Origin of the sequence: Streptomyces sp. HSG2 (assembly GCF_016598575.1) — a bacterium.
Taxonomy (GTDB): Bacteria; Actinomycetota; Actinomycetes; order Streptomycetales; family Streptomycetaceae; genus Streptomyces.
The window spans coordinates 1,714,515-1,731,961 of record NZ_CP066801.1; the positions used below are offsets into that span (position 1 = coordinate 1,714,515).

13 protein-coding genes and 3 tRNA genes are annotated in these 17,447 nt (G+C 71.5%); 11 read left to right on the forward strand and 5 right to left on the reverse strand.

Annotated elements, in window-relative coordinates:
• Positions 1-142: 142 nt before the first annotated feature.
• Together JEK78_RS06975 and JEK78_RS06980 are read left to right on the forward strand one after the other, a co-directional pair.
• Positions 143-508: a hypothetical protein gene (locus JEK78_RS06975; protein ID WP_200263237.1), complete on the forward strand. Its 366-nt coding sequence runs from the start codon at positions 143-145 to the stop codon at positions 506-508.
• 258 nt (positions 509-766) lie between these two features.
• Positions 767-840 (forward strand) — tRNA-Lys (locus JEK78_RS06980).
• On the opposite strand, the gene JEK78_RS06985 is transcribed toward JEK78_RS06980, so the two are convergent.
• The gene (locus JEK78_RS06985) at positions 806-2,131 is read right to left on the reverse strand and encodes a M6 family metalloprotease domain-containing protein (RefSeq protein WP_242483371.1); all 1,326 of its coding nucleotides are present in this window, start codon (positions 2,129-2,131) and stop codon (positions 806-808) included. The two genes, JEK78_RS06980 and JEK78_RS06985, sit on opposite strands and share 35 nt — an antisense overlap.
• Positions 2,132-2,650: 519 nt before the next feature.
• Here JEK78_RS06985 and JEK78_RS06990 point away from each other — a divergent pair.
• Positions 2,651-4,513: an EAL domain-containing protein gene (locus tag JEK78_RS06990; RefSeq protein WP_242483292.1), complete on the forward strand. Its 1,863-nt coding sequence runs from the start codon at positions 2,651-2,653 to the stop codon at positions 4,511-4,513.
• Here the strand turns inward: JEK78_RS06990 and JEK78_RS06995 are convergent.
• Positions 4,489-5,586 carry an LLM class flavin-dependent oxidoreductase gene (locus JEK78_RS06995; RefSeq protein WP_200263238.1) on the reverse strand — a complete coding sequence of 366 codons (1,098 nt, stop codon included), beginning with the start codon at positions 5,584-5,586 and terminating at the stop codon, positions 4,489-4,491. The two genes, JEK78_RS06990 and JEK78_RS06995, sit on opposite strands and share 25 nt — an antisense overlap.
• A 475-nt stretch (positions 5,587-6,061) precedes the next feature.
• Positions 6,062-6,811 carry a decarboxylase gene (locus JEK78_RS07000; RefSeq protein WP_200263239.1) on the reverse strand — a complete coding sequence of 250 codons (750 nt, stop codon included), beginning with the start codon at positions 6,809-6,811 and terminating at the stop codon, positions 6,062-6,064.
• Between the two features lie 639 nt (positions 6,812-7,450).
• Here JEK78_RS07000 and ehuB point away from each other — a divergent pair.
• From ehuB to JEK78_RS07025, 5 genes are all read left to right on the forward strand, one after another.
• Entirely contained in the window at positions 7,451-8,374 is a 924-nt protein-coding gene (gene ehuB, locus JEK78_RS07005) for an ectoine/hydroxyectoine ABC transporter substrate-binding protein EhuB (RefSeq protein WP_200263240.1), read from the forward strand.
• Positions 8,371-9,087 carry an ectoine/hydroxyectoine ABC transporter permease subunit EhuC gene (gene ehuC / locus JEK78_RS07010; protein WP_200263241.1) on the forward strand — a complete coding sequence of 239 codons (717 nt, stop codon included), beginning with the start codon at positions 8,371-8,373 and terminating at the stop codon, positions 9,085-9,087. Before ehuB ends, ehuC begins: the two co-directional genes overlap by 4 nt.
• A complete protein-coding gene (ehuD, locus tag JEK78_RS07015; protein WP_200263242.1) occupies positions 9,084-9,734 on the forward strand; it encodes an ectoine/hydroxyectoine ABC transporter permease subunit EhuD in 651 nt (216 codons plus the stop codon). Before ehuC ends, ehuD begins: the two co-directional genes overlap by 4 nt.
• Positions 9,724-10,509 carry an ectoine/hydroxyectoine ABC transporter ATP-binding protein EhuA gene (ehuA, locus tag JEK78_RS07020; RefSeq protein WP_200263243.1) on the forward strand — a complete coding sequence of 262 codons (786 nt, stop codon included), beginning with the start codon at positions 9,724-9,726 and terminating at the stop codon, positions 10,507-10,509. The genes ehuD and ehuA overlap by 11 nt, the downstream gene beginning before the upstream one ends.
• A 151-nt stretch (positions 10,510-10,660) precedes the next feature.
• A tRNA-Lys gene (locus JEK78_RS07025) sits at positions 10,661-10,734 on the forward strand.
• A 59-nt stretch (positions 10,735-10,793) separates the two neighbouring features.
• Here the strand turns inward: JEK78_RS07025 and JEK78_RS07030 are convergent.
• Positions 10,794-11,804: an SPFH domain-containing protein gene (locus tag JEK78_RS07030; protein WP_242483372.1), complete on the reverse strand. Its 1,011-nt coding sequence runs from the start codon at positions 11,802-11,804 to the stop codon at positions 10,794-10,796.
• Positions 11,805-11,902: 98 nt separating this feature from the next.
• The gene (locus JEK78_RS07035; protein WP_200263245.1) at positions 11,903-12,703 is read right to left on the reverse strand and encodes an NlpC/P60 family protein; all 801 of its coding nucleotides are present in this window, start codon (positions 12,701-12,703) and stop codon (positions 11,903-11,905) included.
• 197 nt (positions 12,704-12,900) lie between these two features.
• On the opposite strand from JEK78_RS07035, the gene JEK78_RS07040 reads away from it, so the two are divergent.
• The 3 genes from JEK78_RS07040 to JEK78_RS07050 all read left to right on the forward strand — a co-directional run bounded on the left by JEK78_RS07040 (position 12,901) and on the right by JEK78_RS07050 (position 17,390).
• Positions 12,901-12,974: transfer RNA gene (locus JEK78_RS07040), tRNA-Lys, on the forward strand.
• A gap of 484 nt (positions 12,975-13,458) precedes the next feature.
• Positions 13,459-15,456, forward strand: a complete 1,998-nt coding sequence (locus JEK78_RS07045; protein ID WP_200263246.1) for a cellulose synthase catalytic subunit — start codon at positions 13,459-13,461, stop codon at positions 15,454-15,456.
• Positions 15,453-17,390 (forward strand): kelch motif-containing protein, encoded by a 1,938-nt coding sequence (locus JEK78_RS07050; RefSeq protein ID WP_200263247.1) that lies wholly within the window; start codon positions 15,453-15,455, stop codon positions 17,388-17,390. The genes JEK78_RS07045 and JEK78_RS07050 overlap by 4 nt, the downstream gene beginning before the upstream one ends.
• The last annotated feature ends 57 nt before the right edge of the window (positions 17,391-17,447 follow it).

The following is a 17,447-nucleotide window of genomic DNA, read 5'->3' on the forward strand; positions in this document are numbered from 1 at the left end:
GACGGCGGCCGGTCGGGGCGAGGGTCCGTCCCACCGGCCTTCCGGGGGCGCCGGCCGGCCCGACCTTCGTCGGTGGCCGACGCGCTCTTGCCCACGGGCGGGACAATGGATGGCGATCGACGACGTACGAGAAGGAGACACCATGGCGGAGCCCAGGCCGAGCCGGGACGGGGCGCGACTGCGCCCCGCGCCGCTGCTCTTCGAGCCCGCCGCCGCGGCGGGCGACCCCGAGCACTTCTTCGACCTGGAGTCCATCGACGACCCCGGGGCGCTGCTGGAGCGCGCGACGGAGCTGACGCGGGCCTTCCGCGCGGCCACCGACCGGGCGATGGAGTTCCAGGCCATGGCGGCGGCGCAGCTCGCCGATCCGCGCCGGTTCGACCGGCTGACGGCGGACGGCATCGCCGAGCGCGCCGGATGGACGGAGGACTACGCGGTGAGGATGGTGGAGTTCGGGCGGGGCCTGTTGCGGGGAGACGGTGGGGGCTCGGGCGTCGACACCGGGTGAGGCCGCCCGAGCCCGGGGCGGTCGGTTTCGGCCCTCCCGGCCCGAGAACCGTCTCGTACGACCGGGCTCGGGGGCGGCCGAGCGGGCGTTCGGCGTGCGGGGCGTTCGGACCGGGCGGTGCGGGCCTCGGTCCGAGCGAGGGTGGCGGGCCGGGGGTACGCGGGGCCGCGGAAGGCCGCGGGGCGTGCCCCCTGGCTCCCCGGGGAGATCGGTTTCCCGTCGCGCCGGCCCGGATGCTAAGGTCTACGACGTCACCAGGCGCCGCTAGCTCAGTTGGTTAGAGCAGCTGACTCTTAATCAGCGGGTCCGGGGTTCGAGTCCCTGGCGGCGCACGACACGAGGGGGGCCTCCGTTCGGAGGCCCCCCTCGCTTGGGTCGGGCGTCCGTCGCTCCCAGGGCGCGAGCGGGACGGGACGGGCCTCCGGGCGTGATGATCACCGTCCATGTTCCCGCCGCCGTGGGTCCCTCCGCCCGCACGCGGACGCCCTCCCCCGGCACCGTGAAGGTCTCTCCCGCCGCCACGGGCGCGTCCGCCAGCGGCGGGTAGACCGATCTCGTCGGGCACGCCGACGTCTTGGGATGGGCGTCGACGACCTCGATGGGCCCCTCGCCCGACGGGGTCCGGCTGCGCACCCGGTACACCAGCACCCCCTCCCGACAGGCGTGCCGATCACTGCCGGCGCGCCCGCGTACCTCGAAGGCGAGGGCCTCGGTCGGGCCGGTGCGCACCACCGCGAGCTTGGTGCCGCGCCCCAGGCCGAAGGCCGCCCGGCCGTCGCGCCCGGGCACCGCGACGCCCGGCCCGGCGGCCAACGGCTCCAGAGTGAGTCGGGTCGACCCCCGGCCCCGTACGCAGGCCACCTGTCGGGGGCGCAGCCAGCCGAGTTTCCACTTGTGCCAGCCGAACAGGTCCGGCGCCGATGCAAATTGACTACCCATCAGATCCCAGTCGCCGACGTGCGTGTCCCAGTCGCCCGTCCCGTCGGCCGGGCGGCGGTAGAGGTCGGGCAGGTCCAGGGCGTGCCCGGTCTCGTGGGCCAGGACGAGCCGATCGGGCGGGTGGTTCTCGAAGACGGTGACGACCCGTCGGACGTCGGTGCCGTCGGCGCGCAGCGGACGGTCCAGGTTGACGACCTTGGTGGCGTCCGCGTTCACGCCGGGGGCGTTCGGGTCGGCGACGAAGTACACGATGTCGTACCGGGAGAAGTCCACGCGCGGGTCGGACGCGGCGAACGCGTCCCTCAGGTAGGCGGCGCGGTCCGAGGGGGCCCAGTCCCGCCGAACGGCGTATGCCGTGGACGGTCGGGGCATGCGAATCCACTCGCGGAGCGGATGGGGGCGGAGCGTGAACGCGCCGTAGGAGGCACGTCGGAAGAAGCGGGTGGTGGTGGGGAAGTGGTCGGCGACCAACCGCGTGGGGGTGGCGCGGGGGCGGGAGTCGGGGAAGGACAGGAACACCATCACCGCGTCGAGGTCCTTGACGGGCCGCGGGTAGTCCGCGTTCCAACTGTCCAGCCCCTCGGAGTGGTGGGCTCCGGTGCGCGGCAGGGCGCACGGGTCGGGAGAGAAGGGTTCGGCGAGCGTGCCCGCGGTCATCAGGCAGGTCGCGGCGACGGCGGACAGGGTGGTGACGACGGCGGCCGAACCGTGCCACCGGGCACGGCCCCCGACCGTTCGCCGGGCGCGCGCCGCGGCGCCTTCGCGCGCCCGGCGGGGCACTCGCCTCGGCGGCGACTGGGGCGGCACGAGCACCTCCGGGGCGGTTCGTCATCCTCCGCGCCCAGTTTGTGACGGTTTGTCGTATGCGACCTGTTCGGGTACATCGAACGGGTGAGTTCGCATGATTTTCGCCCCGCCGGCGTTTCCAGATGCTCACAGAGCGTCACAACCAGTCGAGAGAGTTTAGAACCTGGCCGCAGGCGAGCAGAAACGATCCGGTGGGGTCTTGTTGTCGCGCGGCGTGCCGGGCGCCGGCTGGAAGGCCCCCGGACCAGCCTCTATGATCGGCACACTTTCCTGCACGGACAGCGATCGAGTGCACTGCGGGAGCGAGCGGTGAGCGGAACGTCCGAAGGGCCGACGCCCGAGGCAGACCTCGAACGATCGACAGTCACAGAGAGTGATATCAAGCTGGCTCCTCGTATGGGATCGACTCCCCTCCTCACGGAAGGCGGCAGGCCGGGCGCGACCATGGGACCCGGCACCGACGCCGCCCCGCGCCACCCGGCGCTCGTCTCCGGGGCACCCGCGCCGGAGACCCCCCCGGAGACCCCTCCCTACCGCTCGATCTTCGCCCACGCGCCCCTGGCGATGGCCGTGATCAGCCCGCGGGGCACCGTCGTCAGCGCCAACGAGACCCTGGGCACGCTGCTCGGCGTCACACCCGAGGGGCTCGTCGGTCGGGCCGCGGCCGATCTGGTGGACCTCGCCGCCGACGGCCGCACCTGGAGCGCCTACCGGGAGGTCCTGGCCGGGGACCGGTCACGGCTGCGGTGCACCCGCAGGTTGCGGCGCCCGGACGGTCAGGCGCTGTGGGCGCAGGTCACCGTCGCGCCGCTGGACGGGGACGCCCCCGGGCTGCTGTTGTCGGTCGCCGACATCAGCGCCCGGCGTGAACTCCAGGCCCGGCTGCGGCACCTGCAGTTGCACGACCCGGTGACCCTGCTGCCCAACCGGGCCTTGTTCTTCGAGCAGCTCACAGCGGCGCTCGACCCGGAGGCCGACGCCTACGGGGGCACCGGCCGAGTCGGCCTCTGCTACCTCGACCTGGACGGCTTCAAGGCGGTCAACGACACGCTCGGCCACCGCGTCGGGGACCGCCTGCTGACCGCCGTCGCCGAACGACTCACCCGCTGCGCGGAGGAGGCCTGGCAGAGTCGGGCCGGCGCCCCCCTCGTGGCACGGTTGGGCGGCGACGAGTTCGCGCTCCTGGTGCGGGACTCCACCGGGACCGACCAACTCGCCGACCTCGCGGAGTCGGTGCTCGACGCCCTCCAGGAGCCCTTCGACCTCTCCGACCGCCGCCTGTCCGTCACCGCGTCGGTGGGTGTCGTCGAGCGCCGGGTCACCGGCACCACGCCGACCGCGCTGATGCAGGCGGCCGACACCACGTTGTACTGGGCGAAGGCGGACGGCCGGGCCCGCTGGACACTCTTCGACCCGGAGCGGAACGCGCACCGGATGACCCGCCAGGCCCTGGCCGCGACGCTCCGGCCCGCCATCGAGCGCGGCGAGTTCGCCTTGGAGTACCAGCCGCTGGTCGGCATGGCGGACGGTCGGCTGCGGGGGGTGGAGGCGCTGGTCCGTTGGAACCACCCGCAGTTCGGCGTCCTGACGCCGAATCGGTTCATCGCGCTGGCGGAGGAGGACGGCGCGATCGTTCCGCTCGGTCGATGGGTGTTGCGAACCGCCTGCCTTCAGGCCCGCCGCTGGCAGCTCGACCATCCGGGCGAGCCGCCGATCTTCGTCAGCGTCAACGTGGCCGTGCGTCAGGTGTGGGACTCCGACCTGGTCGCCGACGTGGCCAGGACCCTGGAGGAGACGGGGCTGGCTCCCGAACTGCTCCAGTTGGAACTGACGGAGTCGGCCCTGATGGGGTCCGCCGGCCGCCCGATCCAGGCTCTTCGGGCGCTCAGCGGGATGGGCGTGCACATCGCCATCGACGACTTCGGCACGGGCTACTCCAACCTCGCCTACCTCAGCCGCCTCCCGGTATCCGTCCTGAAGCTGGACGGCTCCTTCGTCCGGGGCTTTCAGTACGACAGCCGGGGAGGCGGCCGGGAGGCCGAGTCGAGCCCGGCGGACGAGGTGATCGTGGAGGCCATGGTGCAACTCGCCCACCGGCTGGGCCTCAGCGTCACCGCCGAGTGCGTGGAGACCTCGGACCAGGCCGCCCGCCTGCGGCGCATCGGCTGCGACACCGGCCAGGGTTGGCTCTATTCCCGCCCCGTGGCCCCCGGTCGCATCTCCGACCTGCTGGCTCAGGCCGCCGTCGGCAAGCCGTAGGCGTCGGCGATCAGCTCGTAGGAGCGCAGACGTACCTCACCGGCATGCGCGTTCGCCGTGATCATCAGCTCGTCCGCCCCTGTCCGACGGGCGAGGTCGTCCAGACCCTGGCGGACCTGCAGCGGGGTGCCGTACACGACATCGGCCATCCACGAGGAGACGAACTCCTCTTCGAGCGGACCGAAGTCGTGGGCCTCCGCCTCCTTCGGATCCGGAACCAGTCCGGGTCGCCCCGCACGCAGTCGCAGCATGGCCAACGCCGAGGCGAGGACCTGCCGCCGCGCCTCACGCTCGTCCTCGGCCGCCAAAGCCGACACGCCGATGAGCGCGTAGGGCTCGGCGAGCAGGGCGGAGGGCCGGAAACTCTCCCGGTAAAGATCGAGCGCCGGCACCGTGTTCCGGGCCGAGAAATGATGCGCGAAGGCGAACGGCAGGCCCAGGGTGGCCGCCAGCCGGGCGCTGAACCCGGACGAGCCCAACAGCCAGACCGGCGGCCGGTGGCGGGACTGCACGCCGCCGGGAACTGTGGCCTGCACGGGGCCGGGCACCGCGTGAACGCGCCGGTAGGGGTGCCCGTCGGGGAAGTCGTCGTCCAGGAAACCGGTCAGCTCGGCGAGCTGACGGGGGAAGTCGTCGGCGGCCTCCGCCGGCCGCTCCGTGCGACGCAGCGCGGCGGCGGTGGCGCCGTCGGTCCCGGGCGCCCGTCCCAGACCCAGGTCGATCCGGCCGGGCGCCAGCGCCTCCAGGGTGCCGAACTGCTCGGCGATCACGAGTGGGGCGTGGTTGGGCAGCATCACACCGCCGGAGCCCAGGCGTATGCGATCGGTGTGCGCGGCGAGGTGGGCCAGGATCACCGCCGGGGACGAGGAGGCCACGCCGGGCATGGAATGGTGTTCCGCGACCCAGTACCGGTGGAACCCGCGCCGATCCGCCATGCGGGCGAGATCCACGCTGGTCCGCAGGGCGTCGGTGGCGGTGCGACCGGTGCCGACGGTGACCAGGTCGAGGACGGAGAGGGCGACGGGGGCGGTGCCGAGAGCGGCGCCCCGAACCTCCTCGGCGACTGCGGACATGGTGCGGTGCCTCCTGTGGTGGGTGTCGCTGGCCCCGGCGACAACGGGGGAGCGCGACGGGCTATTCCCCGGTGACCTCCGGGTCGGCCGATCGGCCCGAGGGGGCCCCCGCCCCGAGGCGGGGCGGCGGATGCGTCCGGGTGGGGGAAGCACGCGTCGCGCCGTGCGCGGCACGCTCCGGGGCTGGCGGACCTCTCGGGGCCGTGCGCGTGGTGCGGCGCGCCCCCCGAGAGCGCACCGATCCTCCGGGATGCGTGGGACCCGCGCCCGCGCTATGATCACCGTACGCCGGTCACCGGAACAACTTTCGTGCCGCGTAAAGGCGTTGGTGGTCCAAGGAAAGACGCCCCGCTTCCTGCGGGGAGATGCAGGTGCGAGGCCTGCCCAGCGCTCCATCCGAAGCCCGGTCCGTCTCGGCGGCCGGGCTTCGCCGCGCCGCCCACGCGTTCCGCTCGGGCCTTCGCCGGCTCCGTGGTCACGGAGCCGGCGGGACCACACCGACCTGCACGATCGGCTCCCGATCGAACAGCGCCCCGAGGTCGGGAGCGTTGACCCGGCGGTCCGCGAGGCGCAACCCCTCCCACACCGTCACCTGGTGGGCCGTGAGCACGGGCTTGGCCAGTCGTGCCTCCAGGACGGGCAGGTGGGACACGGTGTACAGGGCGGCATCGGGCAGGAGCACCGCCTCCGCGTCGGGGCGATCCGCCTCCACCGCTAGACCCAGGACCTCCTCCTTCCGCCAGGCTCCGGCGTCGGCCGCCGTGAGGGCCCCGGAATCGTGGACCGCGACGACCTCCAGACCACCGGCGACGAGAAGACCGACGAACAGGCGCACCACCTCCGGCGAGTGGGTCGCGCCGACGGCGATCCGGCGTACCCGCAGCTCCCGGGCCGCGTGGACGAACGCCAGGGCGGTGGACGAGGCCGGCACACCGGCCGCCGCCGCCAGCGCGCGGGTCGTCTCGTGGGCGCCGGCCCAGCCGGTCACCAGAGCGCCGTCACTCGCCCACACCGCGGCGTCCACGCCGGCGCGGAGCAGCTCCGGGACGCCGGCCGTGAGCCGCGGCGGCTCGCCCATGGACCGGAGTCCCGCCAGGTCGCGCGCGTTGCCGCCGGTATCGGCGCGCACCACGTCGACCCGGATGTCGCTGCCGAGCAGCTGCTCGGTCCGGGGGTAGTCCTCCTGGCCCCACCGCCCGGGGTCCAGGACTCCCAGTGCCGTCATCGAGGCCCTTCCCGCGAGGTGCCCGCTCCGGTGAATCGGCGTCTCGCGCGCGTCCGCGTGGCGCCGCGAACCGGCCACTCGTCGGGGCCGGCCCGACCCGACGGACGCCCTCGGAACACCGAGTACCCCGCCGAAGCGAACCGCCACCCCCGCGCCCCGAGGGAGGACCGCGCCGGGGCGAAACGTCCCCCGCCACCGAGTCGCCCCGGTCCGCCGCGCTCCCTGGACACGGCCGGCGGGAGCCCCCTACGGCTGCCCCTGCCCCTGCCTCGGGGGCCGGTGGCCACCCGGACGGAGGAGCTCGGGGCAGGGGCGCTACGGCCGAGCGGACGCCGGGTGGTTCGTTCGCCGCCGGGAGTGGGAGTAGTGCGTCGTGGACGTCGCGCGCGTCCCGCGCGCGGCGGACGCGCGGGACGCGCGCCGGTCCGTCGGTCGCGGTGGCGCGGACGACCGGACGGCGATCGTCCGACCGTCGGGACCGAGCCGGTCGCGTCCCATATGACCAGGGGAGTTCGATGAGGCGATCAGTGCTGGTGCACAGGGCGGCGGGCTCGGACTCCTCGGGGGCGTGCGCGCCCGGGCGATACCGTTCCGGCATCGGTCCGCATAAGTCGTATCGGCGGGGGTAGCTGCGCGGCCATGGCTTCTCCACCGGACAGAACTCCACGGACGGAAAGACGAGGAAGCGCGCCCCGGCCCACGCGCCGGTCGCTGCTCGCGGGGGTGGCGGCGCTCGGTGCTCTGGGCGCCGCGGGGTGCTCGCGGGTGGCGACCGGTTCCGGTGCCGAGGGAGGCGATCTCCTCGATCGGCTGCGCGCGCAGGGAGTGGTGCGGCTCGGCATCGCCGGGGAGATCCCCTTCGGCTACATCGACAGGAACGGCGAGCTGACCGGCGAGGCGCCGGAGGTGGCCGAAGTGATCTTCAAGCGGCTGGGGGTGGACCGGGTCCAGCCGGTGCCCACGGAGTTCGGTTCCCTGATCCCCGGACTGAAGTCCCAGCAGTTCGACGTCGTGGCGGCGGGGATGTACATCAACCCCGACCGCTGCGAGCAGGTGATCTTCTCCGACCCCGACTACCAGATGCTGGACTCCTTCATCGTCCGAAAGGGCAACCCCATGGGGCTGCGCGACTACGCGGACGTCGTCGAGCGGGGCGCCCGGTTCGCGACCGGGAGCGGCTACGCCGAGATCGCCTACGCCGTGGAGGCCGGCTACCGGGAGAGCGACATACTGATCGTCCCCGACCAGGTCGCCGGACTGAACGCCGTGGAGGCCGGACGCGTCGACGTCTTCGCGGGTACCGCCCTGACCACGCGCGAGGTGGTGCGCAAGTCCACCAAGGCCGAGGTCACCGAGGCGTTCCGACCGATCGTCGGAGGCGAGCCCCATGTCGACGGGGGCGGCTTCGCCTTCCGGCCCGGCGAGACGAATCTGCGCGACGCCTTCAACGAGGAGCTGCACCGGCTCAAGGACAGCGGCGAACTCCTCCGAATCCTCCGCCCCTTCGGCTTCACCGAGGACGAGATGACGGAGCTGACGGCGAAGGAGCTCTGCGGCCGATGACACCGGGACTGTGGGAACTCGTACTGAGGGGTGTCTGGGTCACCGTCCAGTTGCTGGTCCTCAGCGCGCTGCTGGCGACCGCCGTGTCCTTCGTCGTCGGTGTGGCGCGCACCCACCGACTGTGGATCGTGCGCTTCCTGGCCGGTTGCTACACCGAGGTCTTCCGCGGCACCTCGGCACTGGTGATGATCTTCTGGGTGTTCTTCGTGATGCCGCTGCTCCTCGGGTGGCAGTTGGTCCCGCTCTGGGCGGGGACCCTGGCACTCGGGCTCACCTACGGCGCGTACGGGTCGGAGATCGTGCGCGGCGCGCTGGGCGCGGTCGACCCGGCGCAGCGGGAGGGCGGGATCGCGCTCGGTTTCACGCCGTGGCAGCGACTGCGGTTGGTGCTGTTGCCCCAGGCGGTGCCGGAGATGATCCCGCCCTTCTCCAACCTCCTGGTCGAGTTGCTCAAGGGGACCGCGCTGGTGTCGATCATGGGCATGGGAGACCTGGCCTTCAGCGGACACCTGGTGCGCCTCGCCCTGCAGGAGAGCGCCGAGATCTACACCTACATCCTGCTGATCTACTTCGTGATCGCCTTCCTGCTCACGCGGGGGATGCGGGGGCTGGAGAGAAGACTCAAGGAAGGCGTCGGGCAGCGTCCGGCGCGCGGCGGCGGGGGGCCCGCTCGTCCGGCGCCGACCGGCGCGGGCACGGGGGGTGCCGCGTGAACTGGGACTGGAGCGTCGTCTCCGACTTCATGCCGTACTTCCGGGACGGCCTGCTGGTCACCCTCCAGGTGCTGGTGATCGGCTCCGTCGTCTCCTTCTCCCTGGGACTGGTCTGGGCGCTGCTGACCCGGGTCCCCAGCCGTTGGGTGACCTGGCCGGTCGGGGCGGTGACGGAGTTCGTCCGGAACACCCCCCTGCTGGTGCAGCTCTTCTTCCTCTTCTACGTCCTGCCGGAGTGGGGACTGACCTTCTCCGCCCTCACCACCGGGGTGATCGGCCTCGGCCTGCACTACTCCACCTACACCATGCAGGTGTACCGGGCCGGCATCGAGGGGGTTCCGGTAGGCCAGTGGGAGGCGGCGACCGCGCTGAACCTCCCGCTCCGCAGGACCTGGACCGCGGTGATCCTCCCGCAGGCCATCCGCCGCGTGGTGCCGGCGCTGGGCAACTACGTCATCTCGATGCTGAAGGACACCCCGCTCCTGATGGCGATCACCATCCTGGAGATGCTCGGCGAGGCCCGGCTCTTCTCCCAGCAGAACTTCCAGTACACCGAGCCGCTGACGGTGATCGGCATCGCCTTCATCGTCATCTCCTACCTGGCCTCCCTTGCCCTGCGAGCCCTGGAGCGACGCCTTGCCCACTGACACGCTGCCCAATCCCGAGAGAAACCCCGCGAAGCCCACCGGAGAGCTGATCCGGTTCGAGCAGGTGACCAAGCGGTTCGGTGACAACACCGTCCTCGACCACCTCGACTTCGCCGTGGAGGCCGGCAAGCACGTGACCCTGATCGGCCCGTCCGGGTCCGGGAAGACGACGATCCTGCGTCTGCTGATGACCCTCCTCAAGCCCGACGAGGGGCGGATCACCGTCGACGGGCAACCGCTGTTCCCGGCCTCCGAGAAGCGGGTCCGCGAGGTCCGTAAGAAGATCGGCATGGTGTTCCAGCAGTTCAACCTGTTCCCCAACATGACGGTGCTGCGGAACGTCACCGAGGCCCCGGTGACGGTGCTGGGCCTCTCGAAGGACGAGGCCGCCGAACGGGCCAGGGAGCTGCTGGATCTGGTCGGGCTGGCCGACAAGTGCGACGCCCACCCCTCGCGGCTCTCCGGCGGCCAGCAGCAGCGCGTCGCCATCGCCCGGGCCCTGGCGATGCGCCCCAAGGTCCTGCTGCTCGACGAGGTCACCTCGGCACTCGACCCCGAGCTGGTGGCGGGCGTGCTGGACCTCCTGCGGGACATCGCTCGCACCACCGACATCACGATGTTGTGCGTCACCCACGAGATGACCTTCGCCCGGGACATCTCGGACCACGTCCTGATGTTCGACTCGGGTCGGGTCATCGAATCGGGGACACCCGAGAAGATCTTCAACGATCCCGACCACGAGCGGACCCGCGAGTTCCTCGGCGCGGTCCTCTGACCTCCTCACGGCGCCACCGCCCCCGGTCGCCGGGGGCGGTGGGCGGCCGTCCCCGGGCGGCCCCCGGGGAGCGGTCGTGACCACCCCCGGCGACCGGGTAGTATTCTCCCGACGCCGCTCACCGGACACTATCCGGGACGGCGGGAGTCACGCGCCGCTAGCTCAGTTGGTTAGAGCAGCTGACTCTTAATCAGCGGGTCCGGGGTTCGAGTCCCTGGCGGCGCACCGACGGCACAGGCCCTCCGCTACGGCGGGGGGCCTGCGGCGTGTCCGCCCCGGCGCCGTCAGTGCGGGCCGTCCGACCGCCCCGCGCAGAACGCCACCGTCAGCTCCCTCACCAGCGCCGTCCGCTCACGGTCGTCGAAGTCGACGAGCCCCCGCGCGGTCAACCGGTTCACCGTGTCCTGCACCGCGTCGACCACCGAGGCCAGGACGCTCGCCCGCTCCCGGGCGTCCAGTGCCGCGATCCGCCGGCGACGCATCGCGGCGGCGACCTCCGGCGCGTACTCCACCCGGACCGGGCGCACCGAGAAGACCTCCAGTCCGACCGTCGCCGCCTCCTCCGCCACCAGCCGGGTCAGCGACCCGGCCACGTCGCGGGCCTCGCCGGCGGCCTCCAGGGGAACCCGGATCAACGCCGCCTCGACGCAGGCACGCACGTACGCCTCGTGGTCCGTGACACTCCACAACGCCCGCGCGGTGTCCCGCACCCGCCACACGACCAGGAGCACCGTCCGCAGCGGCACGCCGCTCGCGTCCGCGGCGGGCATGGGCGCGCCGCGCCAGTGCCGGAGTCGCACGTCGACGCGGCGGCGCCGGAGCAGGGGGTTGACCCAGAGCAGCCCGGTGCGGCGGACGGTGCCCCGGTACCGCCCGAAGAGGCAGAGGACCCGGGCCCGCCCGGCGTGGGAACGGACCAGTCCGCCGAAGCCGAGGAGCGCCGGCAGCAACCAGGCCCCGCAGATCGCCCACGCGGCGGCGCCGCCCCACGTCGAGGAAGGGGTGGAGAGGGCGGAACGCGAGAGCCACCACGCGGTGACGGCCGCGCCGGCCAGCGATCCGGAGCCGACGAGCACCCCGAGCGCGCCGGGGAGTACCCGGGCGGGACGCTCGACGAGGTCCGGTTCGGGTTCGGGCGCCGAAGGGTGCGCCGAGATGACGGGGGGAGACGACCGATCCTCCGGGTCGTGCTCGCGCGTCGCCCTGCGGGGGCCGACCGGCGGCGGCAGCTGTCGCGCCGCGTCGCGGAAGAGCAGGTGCACCGGGATCTCGGTGGTCGACTCGCTTCGGATCAGGCGCTCCGGGCGGGGCTGCTCGTCCGCCGGCCGACTGTGCGGATCGGGCCCTCCCCCGGCGGGGCGCGAGGTGGCGGAGGGGGTCGGCGGGGTCGCGCTCACGGCGCTCCGGCCTCCGCGCGCGAGGCGGCTCGGAGCGGCCCCTTGAGCCCTTCGCCGGTCGGACCCTCCTCGACGAGCCCGTTGTAGCGGTACGGGACGTATCCGGAGGAGTTCCGCCAGTAGGCGTAAGGGGTGACGCGGCCGACGGCGTGCGGGGGCGTCTGTTCGTAGGCGAGGTAGGACTCGCGGGTGTCGTCCGTCCAACCGGCGAAGATCACCACGTGGGAGCCGGACGAGGGGTTGGCCGGGTTGTGGAAGAGCAGGATGTCGCCGGGGAGCAGTTCGTCCTTGGTGATCCGCTCGCCGAAGTGGTGGAGGCTCCCCGTCCATTCGTTGCCGGTGAGTCCCCAGGCCATGGACACGTATCCGGAGCAGTCCTGTCGGTAGCCGTCGTACCAGTACCTGCTCATGCTGTAGGGAACCCGTGCGGAGACCCAGGTCCGGGCCCGCTCGATGATCCGGTCACGCGTCGTGGGGGGCGTGTCGACCGCCCACATCGGCGTCACGTCCGGGTCGACGCCGTAGAGCGGCGCGCGGGGTCCCTGCGGGGTCTCGCCCGGTTCGATCGCCTCGACCTGCGGGGCTGCGGAGGGGGTGTCGTCCGCGGGGAGTGCCGCCGCCTGACCCGCTCCCGCCACGGCCAAGGGCGTCGCGGTCGCGGCGACCACCGTCCGGACGACCGCCGGGCGGGCGAGCGCGCCGCCGCGCGACGCCCTCGGCGGGATCCGCGTGGCAAGGCACCCCGCGCACGCGCACGCGGGGTCGGGAGCGACTTCCTCGAATTCCGGAGCCTCCATGAGACACCCCTCACATTCCAGGCGGAGAATCGTCACCGCGGTACGTGTCGGCAAGCCTCTCAACCGGCGCCCGGGAACGCATGTTGACGGTCCGAACGACGTACCGGGCGCCGCACGTGCCGGGCGGGCGCGGGTCGGGGGCGGGCGGACCGGGGCGGGTGAGCCTCCGCGGTCGGGTAGAGTGGGCACGTCAGCGAGCGCCGCTAGCTCAGTTGGTTAGAGCAGCTGACTCTTAATCAGCGGGTCCGGGGTTCGAGTCCCTGGCGGCGCACCGACGGCACAGGCCCTCCGCTCCGGCGGGGGGCCTGTGCCGTGTCCGGAGCCGTCGAGTTCGCGTGCGCCGTGGTCCGTGCGGCCCCTTTCGGGTCTTCGCCGGGTCCTTTCCTCTTCGCGATCTCCCGTCGCGGTGACCCTCACTGTCCGGATATACCGCCGATCGAGCGAAAAGGGCGCCGTTCCCATGTTGCGATCATGCCGGGTGCCGTAGAACCCTGTTCCGGTCGGGGGCGACGGAGCCGACCGCGGGGGCCGAGGAGTGCCCGGCGGGCCGGTATACACGAGGGCGGGGCCCGCGCGGAACAGGATGCCGAAAGGGCGACCTGCAACCGGTGGCCGGCATTCCATGTCTATAAAGTGGTGCACGACGTGGTGACTGCGGGCCGCCACCAATACGCCTGCCCACGGTCGAGGGGGACCGGTCGCGGGCGCTGGAAGCTACGAAACACGCGGGTTCGCCGCGTGTGGGGGGAAGACTCATGGCGTCGACGCCGTCGGGCGACCGACAGGACTTCGATGCGTCCCAAACCACCCAACTCAGGGTGCCGACGCATCGCAACACCACCACCGGCACCTTCCGCCGCATCCGGAAGACACTGCCTCGCTACGACTACGAGCACTACAGCCGACTCTCGGGCCCCCTCACCCAGCCCGATCCCGACAAGCCCTACCGGGTGCGGTACCGCTCGCTCATATCCCAGGAACCGCACCGCGTCCGCATCGCGTTGATGCTGGCCGCCGCGCCGGTACTGTCCGTCGTACTCCTGGTCTGGCTGCTCCAGCCGGAGCACTGGACGGAACGGGACTACCCGGCGTTCGAGTGGCTTCCCGCGCTCGACGTGGTCATGCTCGTCTCGATCGGACTGATCGAGTTCTTCCGCTGCATGAACGTGGTCTCCAACGCCCACGCCACGCTGGTCGCCCGGGACCCGATCCCGGTGGTTCCGGAGACCGGCACCCGGGTCGCCTTCCTCACCTCCTTCGTCCCCGGCAAGGAACCGCTGGAGATGGTGACGAAGACTCTGGAGGCGGCGGTCAAGATCCGCCACCGCGGGACGATGCACGTGTGGCTGCTCGACGAGGGGGACGACCCCGAGGTGAAGGCGGTCTGCGAACGCCTGGGCGTCCACCACTTCTCCCGCAAGGGCGTCGCGAAGTGGAACCGGGAGAAGGGCCCGCACCGCAAGAAGACCAAGCACGGCAACTACAACGCCTGGCTGGACGCGCACGGCGACGACTACGACTTCTTCGCCTCCGTCGACACCGACCACGTGCCGCTCCCCAACTACCTGGAGCGGATGCTCGGCTTCTTCCGCGACCCCGACGTCGGCTTCGTCATCGGACCGCAGGTCTACGGCAACTACGACAACTTCGTCACCAAGGCGGCGGAGTCGCAGCAGTTCCTCTTCCACGCGCTGATCCAGCGGGCGGGCAACCGCTACGGCTCGCCGATGTTCGTCGGCACCTCCAACGCCGTACGGATCAAGGCGATCAAGCAGATCGGCGGTCTGTACGACTCGATCACCGAGGACATGGCGACCGGCTTCGAGATGCACCGGGCCAAGAACCCGGCGACCGGCCGCAAGTGGCGTTCGGTCTACACCCCGGACGTGCTCGCCGTCGGCGAGGGCCCCAACGCCTGGACGGACTTCTTCACCCAGCAGATGCGCTGGTCCCGCGGAACCTACGAGACGATCCTCAAGCAGTACTGGAAGGGCTGGTACTCGCTCCCGCCGAGCAAGCTCTTCAACTACACGATGATGATCATCTTCTACCCGATGTCCGCCCTGAACTGGATTCTCGCGGCGCTGAGTTGCGCGCTCTTCCTGGGTCTCGGCGCGTCGGGCGTCAACATCGACCCGGCGGTCTGGCTGATGCTCTACGGCAACGCCTCCGCCCTCCAGATCGGCCTCTACGTCTGGAACCGCCGGCACAACGTCTCCCCGCACGAGCCCGAGGGCTCCGGGGGCGTCGCGGGCATGGTGATGTCCGCGCTGTCCGCCCCGCTCTACGCCAAGGCCCTGATCGACTCGGCGCTCCGTCGCAAGAGCAAGTTCGTGGTGACGCCGAAGGGCGACTCGGCCAGCCCGGACACGCTGTTCGGGACCTTCCGGTACCACTGGTACTTCATCCTGATCTTCGGTGCCTCGATCGCCGCGGGCTTCGTCTTCGGCAACTCGCATCCGGCGATGATCATCTGGGCCTCGTTCGCCCTGCTGATCACCGCAACGCCGATCTTCGTCTGGCGCCACTCGTTGCGGAACCTCAAGCCCGACCCCGGCCCGTCGGCCGAGCCGGCGGTGTCGGAAGCGACACCCGGCACCGTCTCCGGCGCGACCGGGATCCCGGAACCGGCCGCCGGTGGCGAGCGGCGTCAGCGGCCCGCTTGGGCCGACCCGGACGGCAGCGACGGAGGGAACGACCAGACCATGCAGATCACCCTTGGCGGAAGCGGACTGAGGGGACGTGACGAATGAGGGACCGTGCCGGCCGCCGGCGTGCCCGTCGCTTCGCGATAGGCACGACGGTGGTGGTAGCGCTGGCCGGGATGAACGGGCCGTGGCTCTACCGCTTCGGATCCGAGAAGTACCACCAGTACACGATCAACAAGCCCGAGTACAAGGCCGAGAACGGCAAGTGGGAAGTGGTCGAGTTCCCCGCGAAGTATCGGCAGAACACCATCCACGCGGCACTGCTGCACACCGGGAAGGTCCTTCTCGTCGCCGGGTCCGGCAACGACCAGGAGAACTTCGACGCCAAGCAGTACGACACCCGCGTCTGGGACCCGGTCGAGGGCACCGTCAAGAAGGTGCCCACCCCGAACGACCTCTTCTGCACCGGGCACACCCAACTGTCCAACGGGAACCTGCTGATCGCCGGTGGCACCAAGCGCTACGAGAAGCTCAAGGGTGACGTGGAGAAGGCCGGCGGCCTGATGATCGTCCACAACGAGAACCCCGACAAGCCGATGACGCTGCCCGCCGGCACGATCTTCACCGGCAAGGAGAACGGCAAGACCTTCGTCTCCAAGGACCCGGTGCTGGTTCCCCGGGCGGAGAAGAACTTCGACGAGGAGACCGGGGAGTTCCTGGGCAACACCCCCGGCTACGGCCGGATCTACGTCGAGGCGCAGAAGAAGGGCGCGGAGTACGAGACCGGGACCCAGGACAACTACCGCATCGAGGGCCTGGAAGGCGAGGACGCCCGCAACACCTACGGGATCGCGGAGAAACTCGCACTGGACAAGAAGGACTTCCAGGGAATCCGGGACGCCTTCGAATTCGACCCGGTCGCCGAGAAGTACGTCAAGGTCGACCCCATGCACGAGGCCCGCTGGTATCCGACGCTCACCACGCTGAGCGACGGCAAGATCCTCAGCGTCTCCGGCCTCGACGACATCGGCCAGCTCGTGCCGGGCAAGAACGAGGTCTACGACCCCGAGACCCAGGAGTGGACCTACACCGAGGAGGAGCGCCAGTTCCCCACCTACCCGGCGCTGTTCCTGACGCGAGAAGGCAAGATCTTCTACTCGGGCTCCAACGCGGGCTACGGCCCTGACGACGTCGGTCGCGACCCGGGTATCTGGGACGTGGAGACCAACGAGTTCACCGAGATCCCCGGCATGAGCGACGCGAACATGCTGGAGACGTCCGCGACCGTCCTGCTGCCGCCGGCTCAGGACGAGCGGTACATGGTGGTCGGCGGCGGCGGCGTCGGGGAGTCCCGGCTGGCGAGCGAGAAGACCCGCCTGGTCGACCTGAGCGCCGACGAGCCCCGCTTCACCGACGGCCCCTCACTGGAGAAGGGCACCCGCTACCCGCAGGTCTCCGTCCTCCCCACCGACGAGGTGCTGGTCTCCGGCGGCTCCGAGGACTACCGGGGCCGGAGCGACTCCAACATCCTCCAGGCCCGGATCTACGACACCGAGGCCGACGAGTTCCGGCGGGTCGCCGACCCCCTGGTGGGCCGCAACTACCACTCCGGTTCGATCCTGTTGCCGGACGGGCGCGTGATGTTCTTCGGCTCGGACTCGCTCTTCGCCGACAAGGCCAACACCAAGCCCGGCGAGTTCGAGCAGCGCATCGAGATCTACACCCCGCCCTATCTCTACGGCGAGGACCGGCCGGATCTGGCCGATGGGCCGGAGAGCATCGGGCGCGGGGAGTCGGGGACGTTCACATCGAGCGTGGCGGAGTCGATCGAGAAGGTCCGCCTGATCCGGCCGAGCGCCTCGACCCACGTCACCGACGTCGACCAGCGGTCGATCGCCCTGGACTTCGAGGCGGAGGGGGACCGGCTGACGGTGACCGTGCCCGAGAACGCCAACCTGGTCCAGGCAGGGTGGTACATGATGTTCGCCACGGACGGCAACGGCGTGCCGAGCAAGGCCCGCTGGGTGCGGGTGCCGTAGGCGCCGGGAGCAGGGCCCCGGTGGGGAGTGGGGGTGCCTCCCTCCCCACCGGGGCCC

Bases quoted from the DNA above. Each gene is read 5' to 3' on its own strand.
- JEK78_RS07035 (WP_200263245.1), bottom strand. From the start codon at position 12,703: ATGGAGGCTCCGGAATTCGAGGAAGTCGCTCCCGACCCCGCGTGCGCG.
- JEK78_RS07000 (WP_200263239.1), bottom strand. From the start codon at position 6,811: ATGACGGCACTGGGAGTCCTGGACCCCGGGCGGTGGGGCCAGGAGGAC.
- JEK78_RS06990 (WP_242483292.1), top strand. From the start codon at position 2,651: ATGGGATCGACTCCCCTCCTCACGGAAGGCGGCAGGCCGGGCGCGACC.
- ehuC (WP_200263241.1), top strand. From the start codon at position 8,371: ATGACACCGGGACTGTGGGAACTCGTACTGAGGGGTGTCTGGGTCACC.
- JEK78_RS06995 (WP_200263238.1), bottom strand. From the start codon at position 5,586: ATGTCCGCAGTCGCCGAGGAGGTTCGGGGCGCCGCTCTCGGCACCGCC.
- ehuB (WP_200263240.1), top strand. From the start codon at position 7,451: ATGGCTTCTCCACCGGACAGAACTCCACGGACGGAAAGACGAGGAAGC.
- JEK78_RS07045 (WP_200263246.1), top strand. From the start codon at position 13,459: ATGGCGTCGACGCCGTCGGGCGACCGACAGGACTTCGATGCGTCCCAA.
- JEK78_RS07050 (WP_200263247.1), top strand. From the start codon at position 15,453: ATGAGGGACCGTGCCGGCCGCCGGCGTGCCCGTCGCTTCGCGATAGGC.
- JEK78_RS06975 (WP_200263237.1), top strand. From the start codon at position 143: ATGGCGGAGCCCAGGCCGAGCCGGGACGGGGCGCGACTGCGCCCCGCG.